This is a genomic window from Streptomyces sp. YKOK-I1 (assembly GCF_054660435.1).
This window is the reverse complement of sequence record NZ_BAAGDR010000001.1, coordinates 2,055,124-2,078,305: the sequence shown is the minus strand read 5'-3', so window position 1 is coordinate 2,078,305 and position 23,182 is coordinate 2,055,124. Positions and strand designations below refer to the sequence as shown.

Genomic DNA, 23,182 nt, shown 5'->3' with positions numbered 1-23,182 from the left:
TTCCTTTGAAAAAACACAGCGAGGACGCTGTGAACGGTCGGATCATTCCTCCGACTGTTCCGCTCTCGTGATGTGTGCACCGGATTACCGGTAAACATTCACGGAGAGTTTGATCCTGGCTCAGGACGAACGCTGGCGGCGTGCTTAACACATGCAAGTCGAACGATGAAGCCCTTCGGGGTGGATTAGTGGCGAACGGGTGAGTAACACGTGGGCAATCTGCCCTTCACTCTGGGACAAGCCCTGGAAACGGGGTCTAATACCGGATATCACTCTCGCAGGCATCTGTGAGGGTCGAAAGCTCCGGCGGTGAAGGATGAGCCCGCGGCCTATCAGCTTGTTGGTGAGGTAACGGCTCACCAAGGCGACGACGGGTAGCCGGCCTGAGAGGGCGACCGGCCACACTGGGACTGAGACACGGCCCAGACTCCTACGGGAGGCAGCAGTGGGGAATATTGCACAATGGGCGAAAGCCTGATGCAGCGACGCCGCGTGAGGGATGACGGCCTTCGGGTTGTAAACCTCTTTCAGCAGGGAAGAAGCGAAAGTGACGGTACCTGCAGAAGAAGCGCCGGCTAACTACGTGCCAGCAGCCGCGGTAATACGTAGGGCGCAAGCGTTGTCCGGAATTATTGGGCGTAAAGAGCTCGTAGGCGGCTTGTCACGTCGGGTGTGAAAGCCCGGGGCTTAACCCCGGGTCTGCATTCGATACGGGCTAGCTAGAGTGTGGTAGGGGAGATCGGAATTCCTGGTGTAGCGGTGAAATGCGCAGATATCAGGAGGAACACCGGTGGCGAAGGCGGATCTCTGGGCCATTACTGACGCTGAGGAGCGAAAGCGTGGGGAGCGAACAGGATTAGATACCCTGGTAGTCCACGCCGTAAACGGTGGGAACTAGGTGTTGGCGACATTCCACGTCGTCGGTGCCGCAGCTAACGCATTAAGTTCCCCGCCTGGGGAGTACGGCCGCAAGGCTAAAACTCAAAGGAATTGACGGGGGCCCGCACAAGCAGCGGAGCATGTGGCTTAATTCGACGCAACGCGAAGAACCTTACCAAGGCTTGACATACACCGGAAACGGCCAGAGATGGTCGCCCCCTTGTGGTCGGTGTACAGGTGGTGCATGGCTGTCGTCAGCTCGTGTCGTGAGATGTTGGGTTAAGTCCCGCAACGAGCGCAACCCTTGTCCTGTGTTGCCAGCATGCCCTTCGGGGTGATGGGGACTCACAGGAGACCGCCGGGGTCAACTCGGAGGAAGGTGGGGACGACGTCAAGTCATCATGCCCCTTATGTCTTGGGCTGCACACGTGCTACAATGGCAGGTACAAAGAGCTGCGAAACCGTGAGGTGGAGCGAATCTCAAAAAGCCTGTCTCAGTTCGGATTGGGGTCTGCAACTCGACCCCATGAAGTCGGAGTTGCTAGTAATCGCAGATCAGCATTGCTGCGGTGAATACGTTCCCGGGCCTTGTACACACCGCCCGTCACGTCACGAAAGTCGGTAACACCCGAAGCCGGTGGCCCAACCCCTTGTGGGAGGGAGCTGTCGAAGGTGGGACTGGCGATTGGGACGAAGTCGTAACAAGGTAGCCGTACCGGAAGGTGCGGCTGGATCACCTCCTTTCTAAGGAGCACTTCTAGGCCGCTCTGCGGTCCAGAGGCCAGTACACCGGCGAGTGTCCGGTGCTGGTTGCTCATGGGTGGAACGTTGATTATTCGGCACTCTTGACCTGCTCTGGTCGCTAGTACTGCTTCGGTGTGGAACGCGAGTTGGAGGGGCGAGGGTGTCGGGCACGCTGTTGGGTGTCTGAGGGAATGAACCCTCGGATGCCGGCCCCAGTGAACTCTGACCGTGTGGTTGGGGGTGATGGGTGGCTGGTCGTTGTTTGAGAACTGCACAGTGGACGCGAGCATCTGTGGCCAAGTTTTTAAGGGCGCACGGTGGATGCCTTGGCACCAGGAACCGATGAAGGACGTGGGAGGCCACGATAGTCCCCGGGGAGTCGTCAACCAGGCTTTGATCCGGGGGTTTCCGAATGGGGAAACCCGGCAGTCGTCATGGGCTGTCACCCGCTGCTGAACACATAGGCAGTGTGGAGGGAACGCGGGGAAGTGAAACATCTCAGTACCCGCAGGAAGAGAAAACAACAGTGATTCCGGGAGTAGTGGCGAGCGAAACCGGATGAGGCCAAACCGTATGCGTGTGAGACCCGGCAGGGGTTGCGCATACGGGGTTGTGGGATTTCTCTTGATCAGTCTGCCGGCTGGTCGGCGAGTCAGAAACCGTATGGATAGGCGAAGGACATGCGAAAGGTCCGGCGTAGAGGGTAAGACCCCCGTAGTCGAAATCTGTACGGCTCGTTTGAGAAACACCCAAGTAGCACGGGGCCCGAGAAATCCCGTGTGAATCTGGCGGGACCACCCGCTAAGCCTAAATATTCCCTGGTGACCGATAGCGGATAGTACCGTGAGGGAATGGTGAAAAGTACCGCGGGAGCGGAGTGAAATAGTACCTGAAACCGTGTGCCTACAAGCCGTGGGAGCGTCGGACATCAGCTTGCTGGTGTCTCGTGACTGCGTGCCTTTTGAAGAATGAGCCTGCGAGTTTGCGGTGTGTTGCGAGGTTAACCCGGGTGGGGTAGCCGTAGCGAAAGCGAGTCCGAACAGGGCGTTTCAGTAGCACGCTCAAGACCCGAAGCGGAGTGATCTAGCCATGGGCAGGTTGAAGCGGAGGTAAGACTTCGTGGAGGACCGAACCCACCAGGGTTGAAAACCTGGGGGATGACCTGTGGTTAGGGGTGAAAGGCCAATCAAACTCCGTGATAGCTGGTTCTCCCCGAAATGCATTTAGGTGCAGCGTCGTGTGTTTCTTGCCGGAGGTAGAGCACTGGATAGGCGATGGGCCCTACCGGGTTACTGACCTTAGCCAAACTCCGAATGCCGGTAAGTGAGAGCGCGGCAGTGAGACTGTGGGGGATAAGCTCCATGGTCGAGAGGGAAACAGCCCAGAGCATCGACTAAGGCCCCTAAGCGTACGCTAAGTGGGAAAGGATGTGGAGTCGCAGAGACAACCAGGAGGTTGGCTTAGAAGCAGCCACCCTTGAAAGAGTGCGTAATAGCTCACTGGTCTAGTGATTCCGCGCCGACAATGTAGCGGGGCTCAAGCGTACCGCCGAAGTCGTGTCATTGCAGCGATAAGCCCCAACGGGTGCTGTGATGGGTAGGGGAGCGTCGTGTGCCGGGTGAAGCAGCACCGGAAGGTAGTTGTGGACGGTTCACGAGTGAGAATGCAGGCATGAGTAGCGATTCACACGTGAGAAACGTGTGCGCCGATTGACTAAGGGTTCCTGGGTCAAGCTGATCTGCCCAGGGTAAGTCGGGACCTAAGGCGAGGCCGACAGGCGTAGTCGATGGATAACCGGTTGATATTCCGGTACCCGCTGTGAAGCGTCAAACATCGAACCAGGCGATGCTAAGTCCGTGAAGCCGCCCCGGAGCCTTCGGGCAAAGGGGAGTGGTGGAGCCGACGAACCAGACTTGCAGTAGGTGAGTGATGGGGTGACGCAGGAAGGTAGTCCAGCCCGGGCGGTGGTTGTCCCGGGGTAAGGGTGTAGGGCGAACGGTAGGCAAATCCGCCGTTCACATAGCCTGAGACCCGATGCCGAGCCGATTGTGGTGAAGTGGATGATCCTATGCTGTCGAGAAAAGCCTCTAGCGAGTTTCATGGCGGCCCGTACCCTAAACCGACTCAGGTGGTCAGGTAGAGAATACCGAGGCGTTCGGGTGAACTATGGTTAAGGAACTCGGCAAAATGCCCCCGTAACTTCGGGAGAAGGGGGGCCACGCCTGGTGAGGGGACTTGCTTCCCGAGCTGGGGGTGGCCGCAGAGACCAGCGAGAAGCGACTGTTTACTAAAAACACAGGTCCGTGCGAAGCCGTAAGGCGATGTATACGGACTGACGCCTGCCCGGTGCTGGAACGTTAAGGGGACCGGTTAGTCACATTTCGGTGTGGCGAAGCTGAGAACTTAAGCGCCAGTAAACGGCGGTGGTAACTATAACCATCCTAAGGTAGCGAAATTCCTTGTCGGGTAAGTTCCGACCTGCACGAATGGCGTAACGACTTCTCGACTGTCTCAACCATAGGCCCGGTGAAATTGCACTACGAGTAAAGATGCTCGTTTCGCGCAGCAGGACGGAAAGACCCCGGGACCTTTACTACAGTTTGATATTGGTGTTCGGTTCGGCTTGTGTAGGATAGGTGGGAGACTTTGAAGCAGCCACGCCAGTGGTTGTGGAGTCGTCGTTGAAATACCACTCTGGTCGTGCTGGATGTCTAACCTGGGTCCGTGATCCGGATCAGGGACAGTGTCTGATGGGTAGTTTAACTGGGGCGGTTGCCTCCTAAAGAGTAACGGAGGCGCCCAAAGGTTCCCTCAGCCTGGTTGGCAATCAGGTGTTGAGTGTAAGTGCACAAGGGAGCTTGACTGTGAGACCGACGGGTCGAGCAGGGACGAAAGTCGGGACTAGTGATCCGGCGGTGGCTTGTGGAAGCGCCGTCGCTCAACGGATAAAAGGTACCCCGGGGATAACAGGCTGATCTTCCCCAAGAGTCCATATCGACGGGATGGTTTGGCACCTCGATGTCGGCTCGTCGCATCCTGGGGCTGGAGTCGGTCCCAAGGGTTGGGCTGTTCGCCCATTAAAGCGGTACGCGAGCTGGGTTTAGAACGTCGTGAGACAGTTCGGTCCCTATCCGCTGCGCGCGCAGGAATATTGAGAAGGGCTGTCCCTAGTACGAGAGGACCGGGACGGACGAACCTCTGGTGTGCCAGTTGTTCTGCCAAGGGCATGGCTGGTTGGCTACGTTCGGGAGGGATAACCGCTGAAAGCATCTAAGCGGGAAGCCTGCTTCGAGATGAGTATTCCCACCCACTTGATGGGGTAAGGCTCCCAGTAGACGACTGGGTTGATAGGCCGGATCTGGAAGCACAGTAATGTGTGGAGGTGACCGGTACTAATAGGCCGAGGGCTTGTCCTCAGTTGCTCGCGTCCACTGTGTTGGTTCTGAAACCACGAACGGCCCCACGTTGCCACAGCGTGGTGCGGCTGAAACAGTTTCATAGTGTTTCGGTGGTCATAGCGTGAGGGAAACGCCCGGTTACATTCCGAACCCGGAAGCTAAGCCTCACAGCGCCGATGGTACTGCAGGGGGGACCCTGTGGGAGAGTAGGACACCGCCGAACTCCTTTTAGAGCTCTGGCTCTTGGGCCCACCTGGCCCAAGAGCCAGAGCTTTTTTGCGTTGAGGTAGGGTCAGGGGGCATCGTTGGCACGTTTTCTATGGAGGCCCCCGGGTGGAGGTCCAAGAGACCCGCGTCCAGACAGACCGGGTCCTCACCATCCCGAACATCCTCAGCATGGCGCGTCTCCTCGGCGTGCCCCTCTTTCTCTGGCTGATCCTCAGGCCTGAGTTCGGGGGTCCGCAGAGCGACGGCTGGGCGCTCCTGGTGCTGGCTCTGAGCGGCGTCAGTGACTACCTGGACGGGAAGCTCGCACGGCGCTGGAACCAGGTCAGCAGCCTCGGCCGGCTGCTCGACCCCGCAGCGGACCGGCTCTACATTCTTTCGACCCTGGTCGGCCTCACCTGGCGGGAGATTCTCCCTGTCTGGTTGACGGCTGTACTTCTTGCGAGGGAACTGGTTCTGCTGGTGATGGTGGGCATCCTCAGGCGACACGGTTATCCGCCGCCCCAGGTGAACTACCTGGGCAAGGCGGCCACGTTCAACCTGATGTACGCCTTCCCGTTGCTCCTGCTCAGTGACGGAAGCGGGTGGCTCGCGTCACTTGCTGCTATTTTCGGATGGGCGTTCGCAGGATGGGGTACAACGCTCTACTGGTGGGCAGGAGTCCTCTACGTGGTGCAGGTCCGCCGCCTCGTTCGTGCGGACGCCATGGCCGGCTGAGCCCGTCGTCGGGCGGGGGCAGTAGTGGCTCGATGGCCCGCTTCGGAAAAGTGCGGGACAATCTTGATGGGTGAAGTCGGCTAGACCGTCGTCTCTTCTAGGAGGACGCTTCCGACATGAAGGCCGTCGTGATGGCCGGAGGCGAAGGCACGCGCCTTCGCCCAATGACCTCGAGCATGCCCAAGCCGCTCCTGCCGGTGGCCAACCGGCCGATCATGGAGCACGTCCTGAGGCTGCTCAAAAGGCATGGGCTCAACGAGACCGTCGTCACCGTGCAGTTCCTGGCCTCATTGGTCAAGAACTACTTCGGTGACGGAGAAGAGCTCGGAATGGAGCTCAGCTATGCCAATGAGGAGAAGCCACTCGGAACCGCCGGAAGCGTCAAGAACGCAGAGGAGGCGTTGAAGGACGACGCCTTCCTCGTCATCTCCGGCGACGCTCTGACCGACTTCGACCTCACCGAGCTGATCAGCTTCCACAAGGAAAAGGGCGCGCTGGTCACCGTCTGTCTGACGCGTGTACCCAATCCGCTGGAATTTGGCATCACCATCGTCGACGAAGAGGGCAAGGTCGAGCGTTTCCTCGAGAAACCGACCTGGGGCCAGGTCTTCTCGGACACGGTGAACACCGGAATCTACGTCATGGAGCCCGAGGTCTTCGAGTACGTCGAGGCCGATGTTCCCGTCGACTGGTCCGGCGATGTCTTCCCGCAGCTCATGAAGGAGGGCAAGCCGATCTACGGCTTCATCGCCGAGGGCTACTGGGAGGACGTGGGCACCCACGAGAGCTATGTGAAGGCCCAGGCCGACGTGCTGGAAGGCAAGGTCGACGTCGAGCTCGACGGCTTCGAGATCTCCCCCGGAGTGTGGGTGGCGGAAGGCGCCGAGGTACATCCTGACGCCGAACTGCGCGGACCGCTGTACATCGGCGACTACGCCAAGGTCGAGGCCGGGGCGGAAATCCGTGAGCACACCGTCGTGGGCTCGAACGTGGTGGTCAAGAGCGGCGCGTTCCTGCACAAGGCCGTGGTCCACGACAACGTGTACGTCGGGCAGCACAGCAATCTGCGCGGCTGCGTCGTCGGAAAGAACACCGACATCATGCGGGCCGCCCGGATCGAGGACGGCGCCGTCATCGGCGATGAATGCCTGATCGGTGAAGAATCGATCGTGCAGGGCAATGTGCGGGTGTATCCGTTCAAGACCATCGAGGCCGGCGCGTTCGTCAACACCTCGGTGATCTGGGAGTCCCGGGGGCAGGCGCATCTGTTCGGCGCCCGCGGGGTGTCCGGCATCCTGAACGTCGAGATCACGCCGGAGCTGGCGGTGCGGCTCGCCGGCGCCTACGCGACGACACTGAAGAAGGGCTCCACCGTCACCACGGCTCGTGACCACTCCCGTGGCGCCCGGGCCCTGAAGCGGGCGGTCATCTCCGCGCTGCAGGCCAGCGCCATCGACGTACGGGACCTGGAGAACGTACCGCTGCCCGTGGCGCGGCAGCAGACGGCGCGGGGGTCGGCCGGCGGGATCATGATCCGGACCTCGCCAGGGGTGCCGGACTCCGTGGACATCATGTTCTTCGACGGGCAGGGCGCCGATCTGTCGCAGGGCAGTCAGCGCAAGCTGGACCGGGTCTTCGCCCGGCAGGAGTACCGGCGGGCGTTCCCGGGCGAGATCGGGGATCTGCACTTCCCGGCCAGCGTGTTCGACTCGTACACCGGATCGCTGCTGCGGAACGTGGACACGACCGGGATCTCGGAGTCCGGGCTGAAGGTCGTGGTCGACGCGTCGAACGGCAGTGCGGGGCTGGTGCTGCCGAGTCTGCTCGGGAAACTGGGCGTGGACTCGCTGACGATCAATCCCGGTCTGAACGAGGCAAGGCCGACGGAGACGGGTGATCAGCGGCGCTCGGGGCTCGTACGGCTCGGCGAGATAGTCGCCTCGTCGCGGGCGGCCTTCGGGGTGCGGTTCGACCCGGTGGGCGAGCGGCTGTCGCTCGTCGACGAGAAGGGCCGGATCATCGAGGACGACCGGGCGCTGCTGGTGCTGCTCGACCTGGTGGCCGCGGAGCGGCGCAGCGGGCGGGTGGCGCTGCCGGTGACCACGACGCGGATCGCCGAGCAGGTCGCGGCCTACCACGGGACCCAGGTCGAGTGGACGACGACCTCGCCCGACGATCTGACCCGGGTCGGCCGGGACGAGACGACGATTTTCGGCGGGGACGGCAAGGGCGGCTTCATCGTCCCCGAGTTCAGCAGTGTCTTCGACGGTACGGCTGCCTTCGTGCGGCTGATCGGGCTGGTGGCGCGGACGCAGCTCACGCTCAGCCAGATCGACGCGCGGATTCCGCGGGCGCACGTCCTGAAGCGGGATCTGGCGACCCCGTGGGCCGTCAAGGGGCTGGTGATGCGCCGGGTCGTCGAGGCGGCCGGAGACCGCTTCGTGGACACCACGGACGGTGTGCGGGTGGTCGAGACGGACGGGCGCTGGGTGATGGTGCTGCCCGACCCGGCCGAGGCCGTCACCCATCTGTGGGCGGAGGGGCCCGACGACGCCTCCGCGCAGGCCCTGCTCGACGAGTGGTCGTCGGTCGTGGACAGCGCCGGGCGCTGATCCGCGCAGGCACACGCGCGTGCCGGACAGGCCTCCTCAAGGGGGCCTGTCCGGTTCGGCGGTGGGGCCATTCGGAGGTAGTGGTCGCGACGTGCGACGATGTGCGGCATGCCGCAGCAGCCCCCCGTTCGGAGCACACCCGCGCGCGTGCCGCGTCCGGACGCGTCCATGTCGCTGCTCACCAACGTCATGGACCACAGCCTCGACGACGGGTATGCCGAGGCCGCCGCCCGGAAGGAGGCCGAGGGCGCCGGCGGTCTGCCGAAGACGCTGCGGGCGAAGCTCGGTCTCGCGGGCGGGCTGGTGCTCGCGGCCCTCGTGGTGACCGTCGGGGCGGCCCAGGCGCGGATCTCGGCTCCGGTCGTCGCCAAGGAGCGCGAGGAACTGGTCGACCGGGTCGACGCCGAGACGAAGGCGGCCGATGAGCTGGAGCGCACCGTGGACCGGCTGCGGGACGACGTCAGCGCCCGGCAGCGTGAGGCGCTGAAGCAGAGCGGTGGCAGCGGCCGGGCTGATCTGGTGAGCGTGCTGTCGGGGGCCGTGGAGGTGCACGGGCCCGGGATCAAGCTCGTCGTCAACGACGCCAAGGAAGCCACCACCGGGGGTGACGGCGACCCGCGGGAGACCTCCGGGTTCTCCGACACCGGGCGGGTCCGTGACCGTGACATGCAGAAGGTGGTCAACGGGCTGTGGGCGTCGGGGGCCGAGGCCGTCTCGATCAACGGACAGCGGCTGACGGCGCTGTCGGCGATCAGGGCCGCGGGTGACGCGATACTGGTCGACAACAAGCCGCTGGTGCCGCCGTACACGGTGCTCGCGGTGGGGGACGGGAAGAACCTCAGCGCCAAGTTCCAGAACAGCGCGGACGGCGTCTATCTGAGCGTCTTGCAGGAGAACTACGGCATCCGGACGGCCATTTCCGTGGAGGACGACGTCCGGCTGCCCGCAGCACCGAGTGTGATCGTACGTACAGCCGAGCCGAGAACTGAGAAGGGCACATCGTGATCGCCGTACTGGGCCTCGTCGTGGGAGTCGTGGCCGGCCTGTTGGTCCGGCCCGAGGTTCCGGCGGTCGTCGAGCCTTATCTGCCGATCGCCGTCGTGGCGGCCCTGGACGCCGTGTTCGGCGGTCTGCGGGCCATGCTCGACGGGATCTTCGACGACAAGGTCTTCGTGGTCTCGTTCCTGTCGAACGTGGTCGTGGCCGCGTTGATCGTCTTCCTGGGCGACAAGTTGGGCGTGGGCGCCCAGCTGTCCACCGGTGTCGTGGTCGTGCTCGGCATCCGGATCTTCTCCAACGCCGCGGCGATCCGCCGGCACGTCTTCCGGGCGTGACGCCGATGAGCAACCAGGACGAGGTGGCCGAGAACCGACTGCGCAAGGAGCTGCCGGAGGAGGTCCCGGCGCCCCCTGTGGCGGCCGAGGAGGACCGGGAGACCGTCGCGCCCGTGCTGACCGGTCGGCAGCGGCTGGCGAAGGGGCTGTGGCCGCCGCGCGTCACCCGGGCCCAACTCATCGTCGCCCTGCTGCTGTTCGGGCTCGGCTTCGGTCTGGCGGTCCAGGTGGCCTCCAACAGCGACAGCGGGAACGCCCTGCGTGGCGCGCGCCAGGAGGACCTTGTGCGCATCCTCGATGAACTGGATGACCGCAGTCAGCGTCTTGAGGACGAGAAGCAGGGACTCGAGAAGCAGCGGGCGGAGCTGGAGAACAGCTCCGACCAGGCGGAGGAGGCCCGTAAGCAGACGGTGGAGAAGGAGAAGCAACTCGGCATCCTGGCGGGCACGGTGGCCGCGCAGGGGCCGGGCATCACGATGACGATCGAGGACACGAAGGGGACGGTCGAGGCGGACATGCTGCTCGACGCGATCCAGGAGCTGCGCGCCGCGGGCGCCGAGGCGATCCAGGTCAACGATGTGCGGGTGGTCGCCGGCACCTACCTGACGGATTCGGACAACAGCGTGAGCGTCGACGGGAACAAGATCAACGCGCCGTTTCGTTTCAAGGTCATCGGCAACCCGCAGGACCTCGAACCGGCGCTGAACATCCCTGGAGGCGTGGTGCAGACTCTTGAGAAGGAGCAGGCCACCGTGACCGTCGAGCGGTCGGACAAGATCGTCGTGGACGCCTTGCGAGCGGCGAAGCAGCCTGACTACGCTCGGTCGTCCTCCCAGTGAACCGGGGGTGCATGGGGGTCGTCCGGCAGGGGCATGAGGTTGCGGGGGGTCGACGCACCGATCGGGTGGTGCGTGGTGGAAACTGTCTGGTGGATACGGACGTTGTGAAGGTGTCCGGGTCGGCCGGTGTATTCATTCAGGGTTCGTCCTGCCCCACGGGCGGGTCTGTTTCGGTCAAGGGGAATCGCCCGTGAAGTTGTTTGCGAAGTTGTTCGGCAAGAGCGCGCGAGAGGGCAGCGAGAACGCGACTGCCCGGCATCGCGCACAGCCCGACGCAGAGGGCCAGCGGCCGCTGTTCCGGGACCAGGTGTCCGGCCCGGGTGGTGACATTCCCGGAGGTGAGGGCGCGGCGTCTGTTGACCCCGCACAGTCTGGCGGCATAGGTTTCGGCCAACCGTCAACCTCAAGTACGGGTGGAGGGTTTTCTCCCATGTCGGCCCTGGTGTGTACGAGGTGCGGTAACCGCAACGCGGAGAACAGCCGCTTCTGCTCCAACTGCGGCGCGCCGCTGCGTCCCGGTCTGACGCCGGAGCGCGCGTCGGAGACGACCTCCACCATCTCCATCTCCGGTCTTGAGGCCTACGACTCCGAGGCCACTGGTCAGACCCAGCTGCCGGCGCTCTCGCCGGAGGCGCAGGCCGCGGTCGACGCGCTGCCGCTGGGTTCCGCGCTGCTGGTCGTCCGTCGTGGCCCGAACTCGGGCAGCCGCTTCCTGCTGGACGGCGACCTGACGACGGCGGGGCGTCATCCGCAGAGCGACATCTTCCTGGACGACGTGACGGTCTCGCGTCGCCACGTGGAGTTCCGTCGCAACCCGGACGGCACCTTCAAGGTCGCGGATGTGGGCAGCCTGAACGGCACGTACGTCAACCGGGAGCGGATCGACGAGGTCCCGCTGTCGAACGGTGACGAGGTGCAGATCGGCAAGTACCGGCTGGTCTTCTACGCGAGCCAGCAGGGTTACTGACCCTCCCCCGGAGTCCATCCGGGGGGAACCAAGGGAAGGTCCATGCTTCAAACACCGAGGGGCGGTGCCGGACACGGCACCGCCGCCGCGGACGCCGGCCCGATGAGCATCGGCACCGTACTGAACGCGCTGCGGGACGAGTTTCCCGAGGTCACCATCTCCAAGATCCGTTTCCTGGAGGCGGAGGGGCTGATCGAGCCCCAGCGGACCCCCTCGGGGTATCGCAAGTTCAGCGCGCAGGACGTCGAGCGCCTGGGCCACGTGCTGAGGATGCAACGGGACCACTATCTGCCGCTCAAGGTGATCCGGGAGCATCTGGACGCCATGGAGCGGGGTGAGGCCGTGCCGCTGCCCACCGTGGGCCGGCAGCGGGACGGAGAGGGCCTTCCGGAGCCCGTGGAGGGGCCCACGGCGGCCCGGATCGGGCGGGCCGAGCTGCTCGCGGCCGCCGGGATCGACGAGTCGGCGCTGGTGGAGTGGGAGTCCTACGGGCTGCTCGTCCCGCTGGAGAACGGGGTCTACGACGCCGAGGCCGCCACCGTCGCCTCGCTCGTCGCCGAGCTGGGGCGGTTCGGGATCGAGCCCCGGCACCTGCGGGTGATGAAGGCCGCGGCGGACCGTGAGGCGGGGCTGGTGGACCAGGTGGTCGCCCCGCTCAAGCGCCACCGCAACCCGCAGACCAGGGCGCACGCCGAGGCCCGTACGAAGGAGTTGGCGGGGCTCACCATCCGGTTGCACGCGGCGCTCGTGCAGACCGCTCTCGGCATCCGGTTGCCCTGAGCCACCGGTTTCGCCCTGGGCGGATCGGTCACCCGTTCCCGGCCCGACTACCCAAACGTCCCGGGCACGGCCTAGGGTTGCTGTGTGAACGAGCTCGATGTCGTAGGTGTCCGGGTCGAAATGCCCTCCAACCAACCGATCGTGCTGCTGCGTGAAGTGGGAGGCGACCGTTACCTCCCCATCTGGATCGGACCGGGGGAGGCGACGGCGATCGCCTTCGCCCAGCAGGGCATGGCCCCGGCGCGACCGCTGACCCACGATCTGTTCAAGGACGTGCTGGAAGCCGTCGGCCAGGAGCTCACCGAGGTGCGCATCACGGATCTGCGCGAGGGCGTCTTCTACGCGGAGCTGGTGTTCGCCAGCGGAGTCGAGGTGAGCGCGCGCCCGTCCGACGCCATAGCGCTGGCGCTGCGCACCGGGACGCCGATCTTCGGCAGTGACACGGTGCTCGACGACGCGGGCATCGCCATTCCGGACGAGCAGGAGGACGAGGTGGAGAAGTTCCGCGAGTTCCTCGACCAGATCTCGCCCGAGGACTTCGGCACCAGCAACCAGTAGCCGGAGCCGCGGCCTGCGGCTACGAGGAGGGGCGCGGGCCGGCCGGCGGGTCGGCCGCCCTGTTTCCGGCACTTGCCAGCGGCGCGTGTGAGCGTCCTACGGCTCCTTCTCCACGCATTCGGCTAGCCTTTCCCCGCGGCGGGGTGCGGGAAACCACTCGTAGGGTGATTATCACTCGGCGTGGCGAGTGTGGCGATCGTTGACGCACCCCTGGTGACTGCCTACCGTCGAGAAGGCAGGTCAAGGACGGAGGTCGGCGTGAGAAGCAGCGGCGACGGTACGGCTGGGGGTGCCCCCGGACTCGGTGTCGGGGGAAGCGGTCCGTACCCTCCCCCGAGCTCTCGGCTGCGCCCGGGCAGGGGATATCCCCACCAGGGCGGCGCGGCAGAGCACGCGGCTCCGCAGCGACCCGCGGCCGTGCCGAGCAGCGGAGGGGCGGCGTCCATGGCGAGCGAGCAGATCGGCTACCGCGGACCGACGGCCTGCGCGGCCGCCGGCATCACCTACCGGCAACTCGACTACTGGGCCCGCACCGGGCTCGTCGAGCCGAGCGTGCGGCCCGCGTACGGGTCGGGGACGCAGCGGCTGTACAGCTTCCGGGACGTCGTCGTCCTGAAGATCGTCAAGCGGTTCCTCGACACCGGGGTGTCGCTGCAGAACATCCGTACGGCCGTCCAGCATCTGCGTGAGCGCGGCTTCCGGGATCTGGAGCGGATGACGCTGATGAGCGACGGCGCGACGGTCTACGAGTGCAGCTCGCCCGACGAGGTCCACGCACTGCTCCAGGGCGGTCAGGGCATCTTCGGGATCGCCGTCGGCGTGGTCTGGCGGGACGTGGAGGGCGCGCTGTCGCAGCTGCACGGCGAGCGGGTCGACACCGGTGAGACGCTCGTCGGGCCCAACCCGGCGGACGAGCTGGCGCGCCGGCGCAACCGGGCGGTCTGAAGCCCCGCCCCGCCGGGCGGCCGCATTGTCAGTGGCGTGGTGCAGCATCGGAGATGTGAGAAACGCGCCCACGATCCTGCATCTCGACATGGATGCCTTCTACGCCCAGGCGGAGCAGGCATCCAAGCCGAGCCTGCGGGGAAAAGCCGTGATCGTGGGCGGTATCGGGCCGCGCGGGGTGGTGGCCACCGCCTCCTACGAGGCCCGGGCCTTCGGGGTGCACTCGGCGATGCCCACGGCCCAGGCGCGCCGGCTGGCCCCGAACGCCGCCTATCTCGTCCCGCGCTTCGGTTTCTACCGTGGGATCAGCGACCAGGTCATGGGGCTGCTGCGGGAACTGTCGCCGCTCGTGGAGCCGCTGAGCCTCGACGAGGCGTTCGTGGACCTGGAGGCCGGGGGAGCGGCCTGGGACGGCGAATCGGCCCGGCTGGCCGGCATCCGGCTGCGGGCGGAGATCCGGGCCGTCACCGGCCTCACCGGGTCGGTGGGCCTGGCCGCCTCGAAGATGCTCGCGAAGATCGCCTCCGAGCAGGCCAAGCCCGACGGTCTGGTGCTCATCGAGCCCGGTACCGAGCGGGCCCTGCTCGGACCGATGTCGGTGCGGACGCTCCCCGGGGTGGGCCCGGCCACCGGGGACCATCTGCGCCGGGCCGGGATCACCACGGTCGACGAGCTGGCCGAGGCCGGTGAGGACGAGCTCGTGCGCCTCGTGGGCAAGGCGCACGGGCACGGGCTGTACGCGATGGCGCTGGCGCGCGACGACCGGCCCGTCGTCGCGGAGCGGGAGGCCAAGTCGGTGTCGGTCGAGGACACCTACGACGTCGACATCCATGACCGGCTGCGGGTGGAGCTGGAGGTGAAGCGGCTGGCCGAGCGCTGTGTGCGCAGACTGCGGGGCTCCGGTCTGTCCGGGCGGACGATCATGCTGAAGGTGCGGCGCTACGACTTCTCGACGCTCACCCGGTCGGAGACGCTGCGGGGGCCCACGGACGACCTCGCGGTGGTGCGCGAGGCCGCCGGGCGGCTGCTGGACTCCGTCGACACCACGGGCGGGGTGCGGCTGCTCGGGGTCGGTGTCAGCGGTCTGGCGGACTTCACCCAGGAGGACCTGTTCGCCCAGGCCGCGGAGGAGGAGCGGGGGGAAGGGGCCGAGGAGGAGGTTTCCGAGGCGCCCGCAGTGCCGGAGGCCGTGCCGGTCGAGCAGCGGTGGCGTCCCGGATACGACGTGGTCCACGCCGTGCTGGGCCACGGCTGGGTACAGGGGAGCGGCCTGGGCCGGGTCACCGTGCGGTTCGAGACCCCGGAGTCGGAGCCGGGGCGGGTGCGGACCTTCCGGGTGGAGGATCCGGACCTGGCGTCGGCGGAGCCGTTGCCGCTGGTGCGACCGATGGTGCGACGAAGACCGGACGAGAACGGCGAGGGCCGCGAGGGCGGCGAGGTGTATGAGAACGGCGTGGGCCGTGAGGGCGGCGTGGGCCGTGAGGGCGGCGAGGGCCGTGAGGGCGGCGAGGGCGGCGAGGGCCGCGAGAACGGCGTGGGCCGTGAGGGTGGTGAGAAGGGCGGGGGCCGTGAGGACGGCGGGGGTCGTGAGGGTGAGCGTGGTGGTCCATGCCCCGGTCCGCTCAGGGAGCGGGCCGGGGGAGTCGGCGGCACCGGATGACGGATGCCCGGTGTGGCGGTCAGCTCTCGTCCGTGCCCGCCAGTCGGCCGAAGTCGTGGTCCGGCAGGGGCGGAGGAGCGGCGACGTCCAGACCGTAGTGGTGGTAGAGCTGGAGCTCCTGTTCCGGGGAGAGGTGCCGGCCCACGCCGAAGTCGGGCGCGTCCTTGATCAGGGCCCGGTCGAAGGGGATGCGGAGGGTGCCCTCGACCAGTTCGCTGGGCTCCAGGGGGACGAAGGCGTCCCGGGAGAACAGCCCGGTGCGTATCGCGGCCCACTCGGGCACGCCGGTCGCGTCGTCCAGATAGACCTCGTCGACGGTGCCGATCTTGGTGCCGTTGCGGTCGAACGCCTTGCGGCCGATCAGGTTGCGCGGATCGATGTCGGTCTGCACGGGCCCTCCACTTGGTCGCAACTCATCCGTAAGCACTACAAAAGAACACATTGGGACGAGCGGCCACTCGAGCAGTCCTCAAGGACCTCGCTGGTAGTCTGACAACGGCTGCTGACCCCGTGCGGGAGAGTCCTCCGGAGACCTCCGGAGGCGCCGAAGGAGCAACTCCTCCCCGGAATCTCTCAGGCACACGTACCGCGCGGACGAGGTCACTCTGGAAAGCAGGACGGATGTCGACGGCGTCGACGGCCTCCGTCCTCACCGACGGTGAAAGCCGGCTGCCCGGTGGCGGCCGGTGAAGCTCTCAGGTTGAGATGACAGAGGGGGAGGCCGTCCGGGCACCCGCGCCGTGGTGCCCTCGAAGGTCGCGTCAGACCAGGAGGCCTCAGACATGACCGCCGATCGCATTCCGCTCTCCCAGCTCGAACAGGGCGTCCCCTTCGAGCAGCGTCACATCGGGCCGGACCAGGAGGCGCGGGCCAAGATGCTCGCGCACGTCGGCTACGGCTCGCTCGACGAGCTGACCGCCGCCGCGGTCCCGGACGTGATCAAGAACGCCGACGCGCTGGACCTGCCGGACGCGCGCACCGAGGCCGAGGTCCTGGCGGAGCTGCGCTCGCTGGCCGACCGCAACCAGGTCCTCGACTCCATGATCGGCCTCGGGTACTACGGCACCTTCACCCCGCCGGTGATCCTGCGCAACGTCATGGAGAACCCGGCCTGGTACACCGCCTACACGCCCTACCAGCCGGAGATCTCGCAGGGCCGGCTCGAGGCGCTGCTGAACTTCCAGACCATGGTCGCCGACCTCACCGGGCTGCCCACCTCCGGCGCCTCGCTGCTCGACGAGGGCACCGCCGCCGCCGAGGCGATGGCCCTGTCCCGGCGCATGGGGAAGAACAAGAAGGGCCTCTTCCTGGTCGACGCCGATGTGCTGCCGCAGACCCTCGCCGTGCTGCAGACCCGCGCCGAGCCGACGGGGGTGGAGATCGTGGTCGCCGACCTCGGCGAGGGCATCCCCGCCGAGCTCGCCGGACGTGAGATCAACGGCGTGCTGCTGCAGTACCCGGGCGCCTCCGGAGCCGTACGCGACATCAGGGCCGTGATCGACCAGGCGCACGGGCTCGGCGCGCTCGTCACCGTCGCCGCCGATCTGCTCGCGCTGACGCTGCTGAAGTCGCCCGGTGAGCTGGGCGCGGACATCGCGGTCGGGACGACACAGCGGTTCGGTGTGCCGATGGGCTTCGGCGGACCGCACGCCGGATACATGGCGGTGCAGGAGAAGTTCGCCCGCAGCCTGCCCGGACGGCTCGTCGGGGTGTCGGTGGACGCGGACGGGCACCAGGCCTACCGGCTCGCGCTCCAGACGCGTGAGCAGCACATCCGCCGGGAGAAGGCCACCAGCAACATCTGCACCGCCCAGGTGCTGCTCGCGGTCATGGCCGGCATGTACGCCGTCTACCACGGGCCCGACGGGCTGCGGTCGATCGCCGGGCGCACCCACCGCTACGCCGCGATCCTCGCCGCGGGCCTCACGGCCGGCGGGATCGAGGTCGTGCACGGCTCCTACTTCGACACGCTGACGGTGCGGGTGCCCGCCAGGGCCGGCGAGATCGTCGCCGACGCCCGCGGACGCGGGGTCAACCTGCACCTCGTCGACGCGGACCACGTCTCGATCGCGTGCGACGAGACCACGGCGCGGGCCCAGCTGGCCGCCGTATGGGCCGCGTTCGGCGTGGACGGGGACGTGGAGGCGCTCGACGCGGCCGCCGGGGACGCGCTGCCCGAGGGGCTGCTGCGCTCCGACGCGATCCTCACCCACCCCGTGTTCCACCAGCACCGCTCCGAGACCGCGATGCTGCGCTATCTGCGCCGGCTCGCCGACCGGGACTACGCGCTCGACCGGGGCATGATCCCGCTGGGCTCGTGCACCATGAAGCTCAACGCGACCACCGAGATGGAGCCGGTCACCTGGCCCGAGTTCGGGCAGCTGCACCCCTTCGCGCCCGCCGAGCAGGCTCAGGGCTACCTCACGCTCATCCAGGAGCTGGAGGAGCGGCTCGCCGAGGTCACCGGGTACGACAAGGTGTCGCTCCAGCCCAACGCCGGGTCGCAGGGCGAGCTGGCGGGGCTGCTGGCCGTGCGCGGCTACCACCGGGCCAACGGGGACGAGCAGCGGACCGTGTGTCTGATCCCATCCTCCGCGCACGGCACCAACGCGGCGAGCGCCGTGATGGCCGGGATGAAGGTCGTCGTCGTGAAGACCGCCGAGGACGGCGAGATCGACGTCGAGGACCTGCGGGCCAAGATCGAACTGCACCGCGACGAGCTGGCCGTGCTGATGATCACGTACCCGTCGACGCACGGTGTGTTCGAGGAGCACGTCGCCGACATCTGCGCGCAGGTCCATGAGGCGGGCGGACAGGTCTACGTCGACGGCGCCAACCTCAACGCGCTCGTCGGGCTGGCCAAGCCGGGCCACTTCGGCGGTGACGTCTCGCACCTGAACCTGCACAAGACCTTCTGCATCCCGCACGGCGGCGGCGGTCCCGGCGTCGGCCCCGTGGCCGTACGCGCGCACCTCGCGCCGTATCTGCCGAACCACCCGCTGCAGCCCGCCGCCGGGCCCGCGACGGGTGTGGGGCCGATCTCGGCCGCGCCCTGGGGCTCCGCGGGGATCCTGCCGATCTCGTGGGCGTACGTGCGGCTCATGGGTGGCGAGGGGCTCAAGCGGGCCACCCAGGTGGCGGTGCTCAGCGCCAACTACATCGCCAAGCGGCTGGAGCCGCACTACCCGGTGCTGTACACCGGTCCGGGCGGACTGGTCGCGCACGAGTGCATCATCGACCTGCGGCCGCTGACCAAGGCGACCGGGGTGAGCGTGGACGACGTGGCGAAGCGGCTGATCGACTACGGCTTCCACGCGCCGACCATGTCGTTCCCGGTGGCGGGGACGCTGATGATCGAGCCGACCGAGTCCGAGGACATCATCGAGCTGGACCGGTTCTGCGAGGCGATGATCGCCATCCGTGCGGAGATCGAGAAGGTGGGCGCGGGGGAGTGGCCGGCGGAGGACAACCCGCTGCGCCAGGCGCCGCACACCGCCGGCGCGCTCGGCGGGGAGTGGGAGCACGCGTACACGCGTGAGGAGGCCGTCTTCCCGGCCGGGGTGTCCGTCGCCGACAAGTACTGGCCGCCGGTGCGCCGGATCGACCAGGCCTTCGGCGACCGGAACCTGGTCTGCTCGTGCCCGCCGCTGGACGCGTACGAGGACTGATCGGGCAGGAGGCGCAGGGCCCGTCCGGGTGTCGGACGGGCCCTCGCCCGTGCTCAGGCCGTCGCCAGGGACACCTCGGTCGCCTTGATCAGCACGATGACGTCGGAGCCCACGAAGAGCCCGAGGTCGGTCGCCGCGTCCTTGGTGATCGCCGCCGTGAGCTCACCGCCGGCCACGGAGACCTTGACGACGGCCATGACCGTGCCGGTCGACAGGCCGGTGATGGCGCCGGGGACCTGGTTGCGGATCGAGAGGCCCTCGACCTGGTGGGTGGCCAGGGAGACCTCCGTCGACTTCACCAGGGCGTGGACGGCGGTGCCGGGGGTGAGGCCGAGGTCCTGCACGGCCTCCAGGGTGATGGCCGCCGTGAGGTCCTGTCCGCCGTCGAGGCGGACCTGGACCGTGGCCATGACCTCGCCGGGGTGGACGGCGGTGACGGTGCCGGGGAGCTGATTGCGGATGCTCAGGGTCATGGGCACCCACGGTACGGCTCCGCGTCGCTCATGCCGGGTATGCATGGGTCTGTGCCGCCTTGACTGTCGCCCAGACCGCCGCGCCGGGGTGGAGATCCAGCTCGGCCGCGGCGACCGTCGTGAGGTCGGCGGCGAGCGGGAGTTCGCCCGTGAGGGCGGCCCGGATCTGGTCGCCGTGGGTCTCGAGGCCCGCGACTTCGCAGCGCCAGAGGTTGCGGGCGCTGGAGCCGGTGGGGCGGTCGCGGTGGAGGGTGACCGCGCTCGGCGCGAACGCGACGAACACCGGCCCGGAGAGGATCTCGGTCGTGGTGAGGGCCGGACCGGTGTCCAGGCGCACCACGTGGCCGTCGGCCCGGCCGCGGTAGAGGTTCAGGCCGACGAGCTGGGCGATGTAGTCGGTGCGCGGACGGCGGGCGATGTCGGCGGGGCCGCCCTCCTGGACGACCCGGCCCTCCTCGACGACGACCAGGCGGTCCGCGAGGACCATGGCGTCCAGTGGGTCGTGGGTGACGAGGACGGCGACCGCCTCGAACTCGGCCAGATGGCGGCGGAGCTGGGCCCGCACCTCCAGGCGGGTGCGGGCGTCCAGGGCGGCGAGGGGCTCGTCCAGGAGCAGCAGGCGGGGGTGGACGGCGAGGGCGCGGGCCAGGGCGACGCGCTGGGCCTGGCCGCCGGAGAGCCGGCGGGGCTTGGCGCCGGCGTGCGCGGCAAGCCCCATGCGGTCCAGCCACGCGGCGGCCACGGCGCGGGCCTCCGCCTTGCTCGCGCCGTGGCAGCGCGGCCCGAAGGCGACATTGTCCAGGGCGCTGAGGTGCGGGAACAGCAGATAGTCCTGGAAGACCACGCCGACCGGGCGGGCCTCGGGCGGGGTGCGCTCCAGGGGCGTGCCGTCCAGGCGGAGGTGCCCGCCGGTGAGCGGGACGAGACCGGCGAGGGCGCGCAGGGCGGTGGTCTTGCCGGCGCCGTTGGGTCCGAGCAGCGCCACGACGTCGCCGGGGGCGGCGGTCAGGGCGACGTCGAGACGGAAGGAGCCGCGGTCGACGACGAGGCGGGCGTCGAGGCCCTCGGCGGGCAGGGTCGGTGACAGGGCGGTGTCCTTGCCGAGCGTGGTCATGACGCGGTCATCCAGCGGTCGCGCAGCCCGGCGAGGACGGCGATCGACACGGCGAGGAGCACCAGGCTGAGGGCGATGGCCGCCTCCGGGTCGCTCTGCAGGGCGAGATAGACGGCGAGCGGCATGGTCTGGGTACGCCCCGGGAAGTTGCCCGCGAAGGTGATGGTCGCCCCGAACTCGCCGAGGGCGCGGGCCCAGGCCAGCACGGCGCCGGCCGCGATGCCCGGCGCGATCAGGGGGAGCGTGACCCGGCGGAAGGCGGTGAAGCGGGAGGCGCCGAGGGTGGTGGCGGCCTCCTCGTAGCGCGGGTCGGCCGCGCGGAGCGTGCCCTCGACGCTGATGACGAGGAACGGCATCGCCACGAACGTCTCGGCGACGACCACGCCGGCCGTGGTGAAGGGGAGCGTGATGCCGAACCAGGAGTCCAGCCACTGGCCGATCACGCCGTTGCGGCCGAGGGCCAGCAGCAGGGCCACACCGCCCACCACCGGGGGCAGGACCAGCGGCAGGGTCACCAGGGCGCGGACCAGGCCGCGGCCGGGGAAGTCGGTGCGGGCCAGCAGCCAGGCCAGCGGCACCCCGATCACCAGGCTCGCCGCGGTCGCGGCCGTGGCGCAGATCAGCGACAGCCGCAGGGCCTGCCAGACCTCGGCGCTGGTGAGCTGCGCGGGCAGGGTGTGCCAGGGCGCCCGGACGAGGAGCGCGACCAGCGGCAGGAGCAGGAAGGCGAGGCCGAGCAGGGCGGGCAGGAGCAGGGCGAGCGGGACGCCCGTGCGGACGCGGGCGCGCCGCGGGCCGCCCTCCAGGGCGTCCGCGGCGGCCTGCTTCACGGGTGGGGTCACGGCTGGAGGAACCCGGCCTCGGTGAGGACCTTCTGCCCGTCGGCGGAGCGGACCAGCGCGATGAAGGCCTTGGCGGCCTCGGCGTTGGGGGCGTCCTTCAGCAGGGCGATCGGGTAGTCGTTGATGGCGTCGGCGGACTCGGGGAACTCCACGCCCTCCACCTTGTCACCCGCGGCGTGCACATCGGTCCTGTAGACGACGGCCGCGTCCGCCTCCTTCAGCTCGACCTTCGTCAGGGCGGCCTTGACGTCCTGCTCGTAGGAGACGGGGGTGAGGTGGAGGCTGCTGGCCTCCAGCGCCTTCTGGGCGGCGGCGCCGCACGGGACCTCCTTGTCGCACAGCACGACCTTCAGCCCGGACTTGGTGAGGTCCTTGAGGGAGGAGACCTTGTCGGGGTTGCCCGGCAGGGTCGCGATCTCCAGCTGGTTGCGCACGAAGGTGACCGGCTCGGTGGCGTTGTCCTTGGCGTCGGTCACGATCGCCATGGTCTTGGGGCTGGCGGAGGCGAACACGTCGGCCGGGGCGCCGCCCGTGATGCTCGCGGCCAGGGTGTCGCTGCCGCCGAAGTTGAAGGTGACCTTCGTGCCCGGGTGTGCCTTCTCGAACTCCTGGCCGAGCGAGGTGAAGCTCTCCTTCAGCGAGGCGGCGGCGAAGACCGTGACCGTGCCGGAGAGCTTGGCGGAGGCGGAGGACGAGGCGTCGGACTTGGCCGACGTGTCGCCGGAGCCGTCGGAGGAGCAGGCGCTCAGGGCCAGCAGCGCGGCGACTCCCGCGCCGGTCACCTGCGCGGCGCGGCGGGTACGGCGCTCGGTACGGGTCATCACGGTGTACTCCTCGGTTTCAGCGGTCCCTCGAACGGCCCAACATCATGATGATGCCGCATATGCAAGGCATGCGTCTTCTGGGGCTTCGCATAATCCGGGGTGATCGTCGTGAGCGGCACGCATGTGCGTTCGTACGGAGGCGCCGTTCCGCCGCGTTTCAGACGCGGTCGATGTGCACGTTCGTGGACTTCACCCGGGCGGTGGCCTCCATGCCGACCTCCAGGCCCAGCTCCTCGACGGCCTCCCGGGTCAGCAGGGAGACCAGTCGGTGCGGGCCGGCCTGGATCTCCACCTGGGCGGCGACGTCGCCGAGCTTGATCGCCGTGACGATGCCGGGGAAGGCGTTGCGGACCGAGGTGTACGGGGCGTCCTCGTCGGCGTTGTCCGTGCGGGCGAGGGAGACGGAGAACGCGGCGAGGTCCTTGCCGTCGATGAGGCGCCGTCCGCCCTCGTCCCGGTGGGTCGCCACGCGGCCGGCGTCCGCCCAGCGGCGCGCGGTGTCGGGGCTCACTCCGAGCAGCCGGGCTGCCTGTCCGATGGTGTAGCTCTGCATGCGGGTCACGATAGGGCCGCGGTGCGCGAGCGGGCGGCAGCGGGGGGCGT

Annotated in this window: 17 protein-coding genes, 3 rRNA genes and 1 riboswitch; of the genes, 14 read left to right on the top strand and 6 right to left on the bottom strand. The window is 67.6% G+C overall.

The features are described from left to right. Positions 1 to 97 precede the first annotated feature (97 nt). The 13 genes from ACYQ8Q_RS08700 to ACYQ8Q_RS08640 all read left to right on the top strand — a co-directional run bounded on the left by ACYQ8Q_RS08700 (position 98) and on the right by ACYQ8Q_RS08640 (position 15,658). A 16S ribosomal RNA gene (locus tag ACYQ8Q_RS08700) occupies positions 98 to 1,623 on the top strand. A 294-nt stretch (positions 1,624 to 1,917) separates the two neighbouring features. Next, a 23S ribosomal RNA gene (locus tag ACYQ8Q_RS08695) occupies positions 1,918 to 5,039 on the top strand. 88 nt (positions 5,040 to 5,127) lie between these two features. Beyond that, positions 5,128 to 5,244 (top strand): 5S ribosomal RNA (gene rrf / locus ACYQ8Q_RS08690). The 16S, 23S and 5S rRNA genes sit together here, the layout of an rRNA operon. Before the next feature lie 110 nt (positions 5,245 to 5,354). Beyond that, positions 5,355 to 5,963 (top strand): CDP-alcohol phosphatidyltransferase family protein, encoded by a 609-nt coding sequence (locus ACYQ8Q_RS08685; protein WP_055634817.1) that lies wholly within the window; start codon positions 5,355 to 5,357, stop codon positions 5,961 to 5,963. 116 nt (positions 5,964 to 6,079) lie between these two features. Beyond that, complete coding sequence (locus ACYQ8Q_RS08680) at positions 6,080 to 8,575, top strand: sugar phosphate nucleotidyltransferase (protein WP_460063315.1); 2,496 nt, start codon at positions 6,080 to 6,082, stop codon at positions 8,573 to 8,575. Between the two features lie 99 nt (positions 8,576 to 8,674). Then, on the top strand, positions 8,675 to 9,580 hold the full coding sequence (locus ACYQ8Q_RS08675) for a DUF881 domain-containing protein (RefSeq protein ID WP_460063313.1): 906 nt from the start codon (positions 8,675 to 8,677) through the stop codon (positions 9,578 to 9,580). Further along, a complete protein-coding gene (locus ACYQ8Q_RS08670; protein ID WP_003988855.1) occupies positions 9,577 to 9,909 on the top strand; it encodes a small basic family protein in 333 nt (110 codons plus the stop codon). The genes ACYQ8Q_RS08675 and ACYQ8Q_RS08670 overlap by 4 nt, the downstream gene beginning before the upstream one ends. Positions 9,910 to 9,914: 5 nt before the next feature. Continuing rightward, the gene (locus ACYQ8Q_RS08665) at positions 9,915 to 10,748 is read left to right on the top strand and encodes a DUF881 domain-containing protein (protein WP_460063311.1); all 834 of its coding nucleotides are present in this window, start codon (positions 9,915 to 9,917) and stop codon (positions 10,746 to 10,748) included. Positions 10,749 to 10,878: 130 nt separating this feature from the next. Beyond that, positions 10,879 to 11,715: an FHA domain-containing protein gene (locus ACYQ8Q_RS08660; RefSeq protein ID WP_460073219.1), complete on the top strand. Its 837-nt coding sequence runs from the start codon at positions 10,879 to 10,881 to the stop codon at positions 11,713 to 11,715. Positions 11,716 to 11,757: 42 nt separating this feature from the next. Further along, positions 11,758 to 12,495: a transcriptional regulator FtsR gene (gene ftsR, locus ACYQ8Q_RS08655; protein WP_460063308.1), complete on the top strand. Its 738-nt coding sequence runs from the start codon at positions 11,758 to 11,760 to the stop codon at positions 12,493 to 12,495. A gap of 84 nt (positions 12,496 to 12,579) precedes the next feature. Beyond that, positions 12,580 to 13,053 (top strand): bifunctional nuclease family protein, encoded by a 474-nt coding sequence (locus ACYQ8Q_RS08650; RefSeq protein WP_055634823.1) that lies wholly within the window; start codon positions 12,580 to 12,582, stop codon positions 13,051 to 13,053. Between the two features lie 258 nt (positions 13,054 to 13,311). Next, positions 13,312 to 13,998: a MerR family transcriptional regulator gene (locus tag ACYQ8Q_RS08645; RefSeq protein WP_460063305.1), complete on the top strand. Its 687-nt coding sequence runs from the start codon at positions 13,312 to 13,314 to the stop codon at positions 13,996 to 13,998. Positions 13,999 to 14,053: 55 nt separating this feature from the next. Then, positions 14,054 to 15,658 carry a DNA polymerase IV gene (locus ACYQ8Q_RS08640; RefSeq protein WP_460063303.1) on the top strand — a complete coding sequence of 535 codons (1,605 nt, stop codon included), beginning with the start codon at positions 14,054 to 14,056 and terminating at the stop codon, positions 15,656 to 15,658. Between the two features lie 19 nt (positions 15,659 to 15,677). Here the strand turns inward: ACYQ8Q_RS08640 and ACYQ8Q_RS08635 are convergent, their stop codons facing one another. After that, positions 15,678 to 16,049, bottom strand: a complete 372-nt coding sequence (locus tag ACYQ8Q_RS08635) for a PRC-barrel domain-containing protein (RefSeq protein WP_460063302.1) — start codon at positions 16,047 to 16,049, stop codon at positions 15,678 to 15,680. A gap of 112 nt (positions 16,050 to 16,161) precedes the next feature. Continuing rightward, positions 16,162 to 16,257, top strand: a riboswitch (glycine riboswitch). A 183-nt stretch (positions 16,258 to 16,440) separates the two neighbouring features. On the opposite strand from ACYQ8Q_RS08635, the gene gcvP reads away from it, so the two are divergent. After that, positions 16,441 to 19,326, top strand: a complete 2,886-nt coding sequence (gcvP, locus tag ACYQ8Q_RS08630; RefSeq protein WP_460063300.1) for an aminomethyl-transferring glycine dehydrogenase — start codon at positions 16,441 to 16,443, stop codon at positions 19,324 to 19,326. Positions 19,327 to 19,379: 53 nt separating this feature from the next. On the opposite strand, the gene ACYQ8Q_RS08625 is transcribed toward gcvP, so the two are convergent. From ACYQ8Q_RS08625 to ACYQ8Q_RS08605, 5 genes are all read right to left on the bottom strand, one after another. Next, complete coding sequence (locus ACYQ8Q_RS08625) at positions 19,380 to 19,799, bottom strand: TOBE domain-containing protein (protein ID WP_460063298.1); 420 nt, start codon at positions 19,797 to 19,799, stop codon at positions 19,380 to 19,382. Positions 19,800 to 19,827: 28 nt separating this feature from the next. Beyond that, complete coding sequence (locus tag ACYQ8Q_RS08620) at positions 19,828 to 20,913, bottom strand: ABC transporter ATP-binding protein (RefSeq protein WP_460063296.1); 1,086 nt, start codon at positions 20,911 to 20,913, stop codon at positions 19,828 to 19,830. Beyond that, positions 20,910 to 21,755, bottom strand: coding sequence for a molybdate ABC transporter permease subunit (modB, locus tag ACYQ8Q_RS08615; RefSeq protein ID WP_460063294.1), 846 nt, complete (start codon positions 21,753 to 21,755; stop codon positions 20,910 to 20,912). The genes ACYQ8Q_RS08620 and modB overlap by 4 nt, the downstream gene beginning before the upstream one ends. Beyond that, positions 21,752 to 22,576, bottom strand: a complete 825-nt coding sequence (gene modA / locus ACYQ8Q_RS08610) for a molybdate ABC transporter substrate-binding protein (RefSeq protein WP_460063293.1) — start codon at positions 22,574 to 22,576, stop codon at positions 21,752 to 21,754. The genes modB and modA overlap by 4 nt, the downstream gene beginning before the upstream one ends. Before the next feature lie 160 nt (positions 22,577 to 22,736). Next, the gene (locus ACYQ8Q_RS08605) at positions 22,737 to 23,132 is read right to left on the bottom strand and encodes a TOBE domain-containing protein (protein ID WP_460063290.1); all 396 of its coding nucleotides are present in this window, start codon (positions 23,130 to 23,132) and stop codon (positions 22,737 to 22,739) included. Positions 23,133 to 23,182 lie beyond the last annotated feature (50 nt).

What these genes read in the sequence shown, in the direction of transcription:
- ACYQ8Q_RS08675 (WP_460063313.1), top strand. Translation starts at nt 8,675, where the DNA reads ATGTGCGGCATGCCGCAGCAGCCCCCCGTTCGGAGCACACCCGCGCGC.
- modA (WP_460063293.1), bottom strand. Translation starts at nt 22,576, where the DNA reads ATGACCCGTACCGAGCGCCGTACCCGCCGCGCCGCGCAGGTGACCGGC.
- ACYQ8Q_RS08625 (WP_460063298.1), bottom strand. Translation starts at nt 19,799, where the DNA reads ATGACCCTGAGCATCCGCAATCAGCTCCCCGGCACCGTCACCGCCGTC.
- ACYQ8Q_RS08620 (WP_460063296.1), bottom strand. Translation starts at nt 20,913, where the DNA reads ATGACCACGCTCGGCAAGGACACCGCCCTGTCACCGACCCTGCCCGCC.
- ftsR (WP_460063308.1), top strand. Translation starts at nt 11,758, where the DNA reads ATGCTTCAAACACCGAGGGGCGGTGCCGGACACGGCACCGCCGCCGCG.
- ACYQ8Q_RS08605 (WP_460063290.1), bottom strand. Translation starts at nt 23,132, where the DNA reads ATGCAGAGCTACACCATCGGACAGGCAGCCCGGCTGCTCGGAGTGAGC.
- ACYQ8Q_RS08665 (WP_460063311.1), top strand. Translation starts at nt 9,915, where the DNA reads ATGAGCAACCAGGACGAGGTGGCCGAGAACCGACTGCGCAAGGAGCTG.
- ACYQ8Q_RS08680 (WP_460063315.1), top strand. Translation starts at nt 6,080, where the DNA reads ATGAAGGCCGTCGTGATGGCCGGAGGCGAAGGCACGCGCCTTCGCCCA.
- gcvP (WP_460063300.1), top strand. Translation starts at nt 16,441, where the DNA reads ATGACCGCCGATCGCATTCCGCTCTCCCAGCTCGAACAGGGCGTCCCC.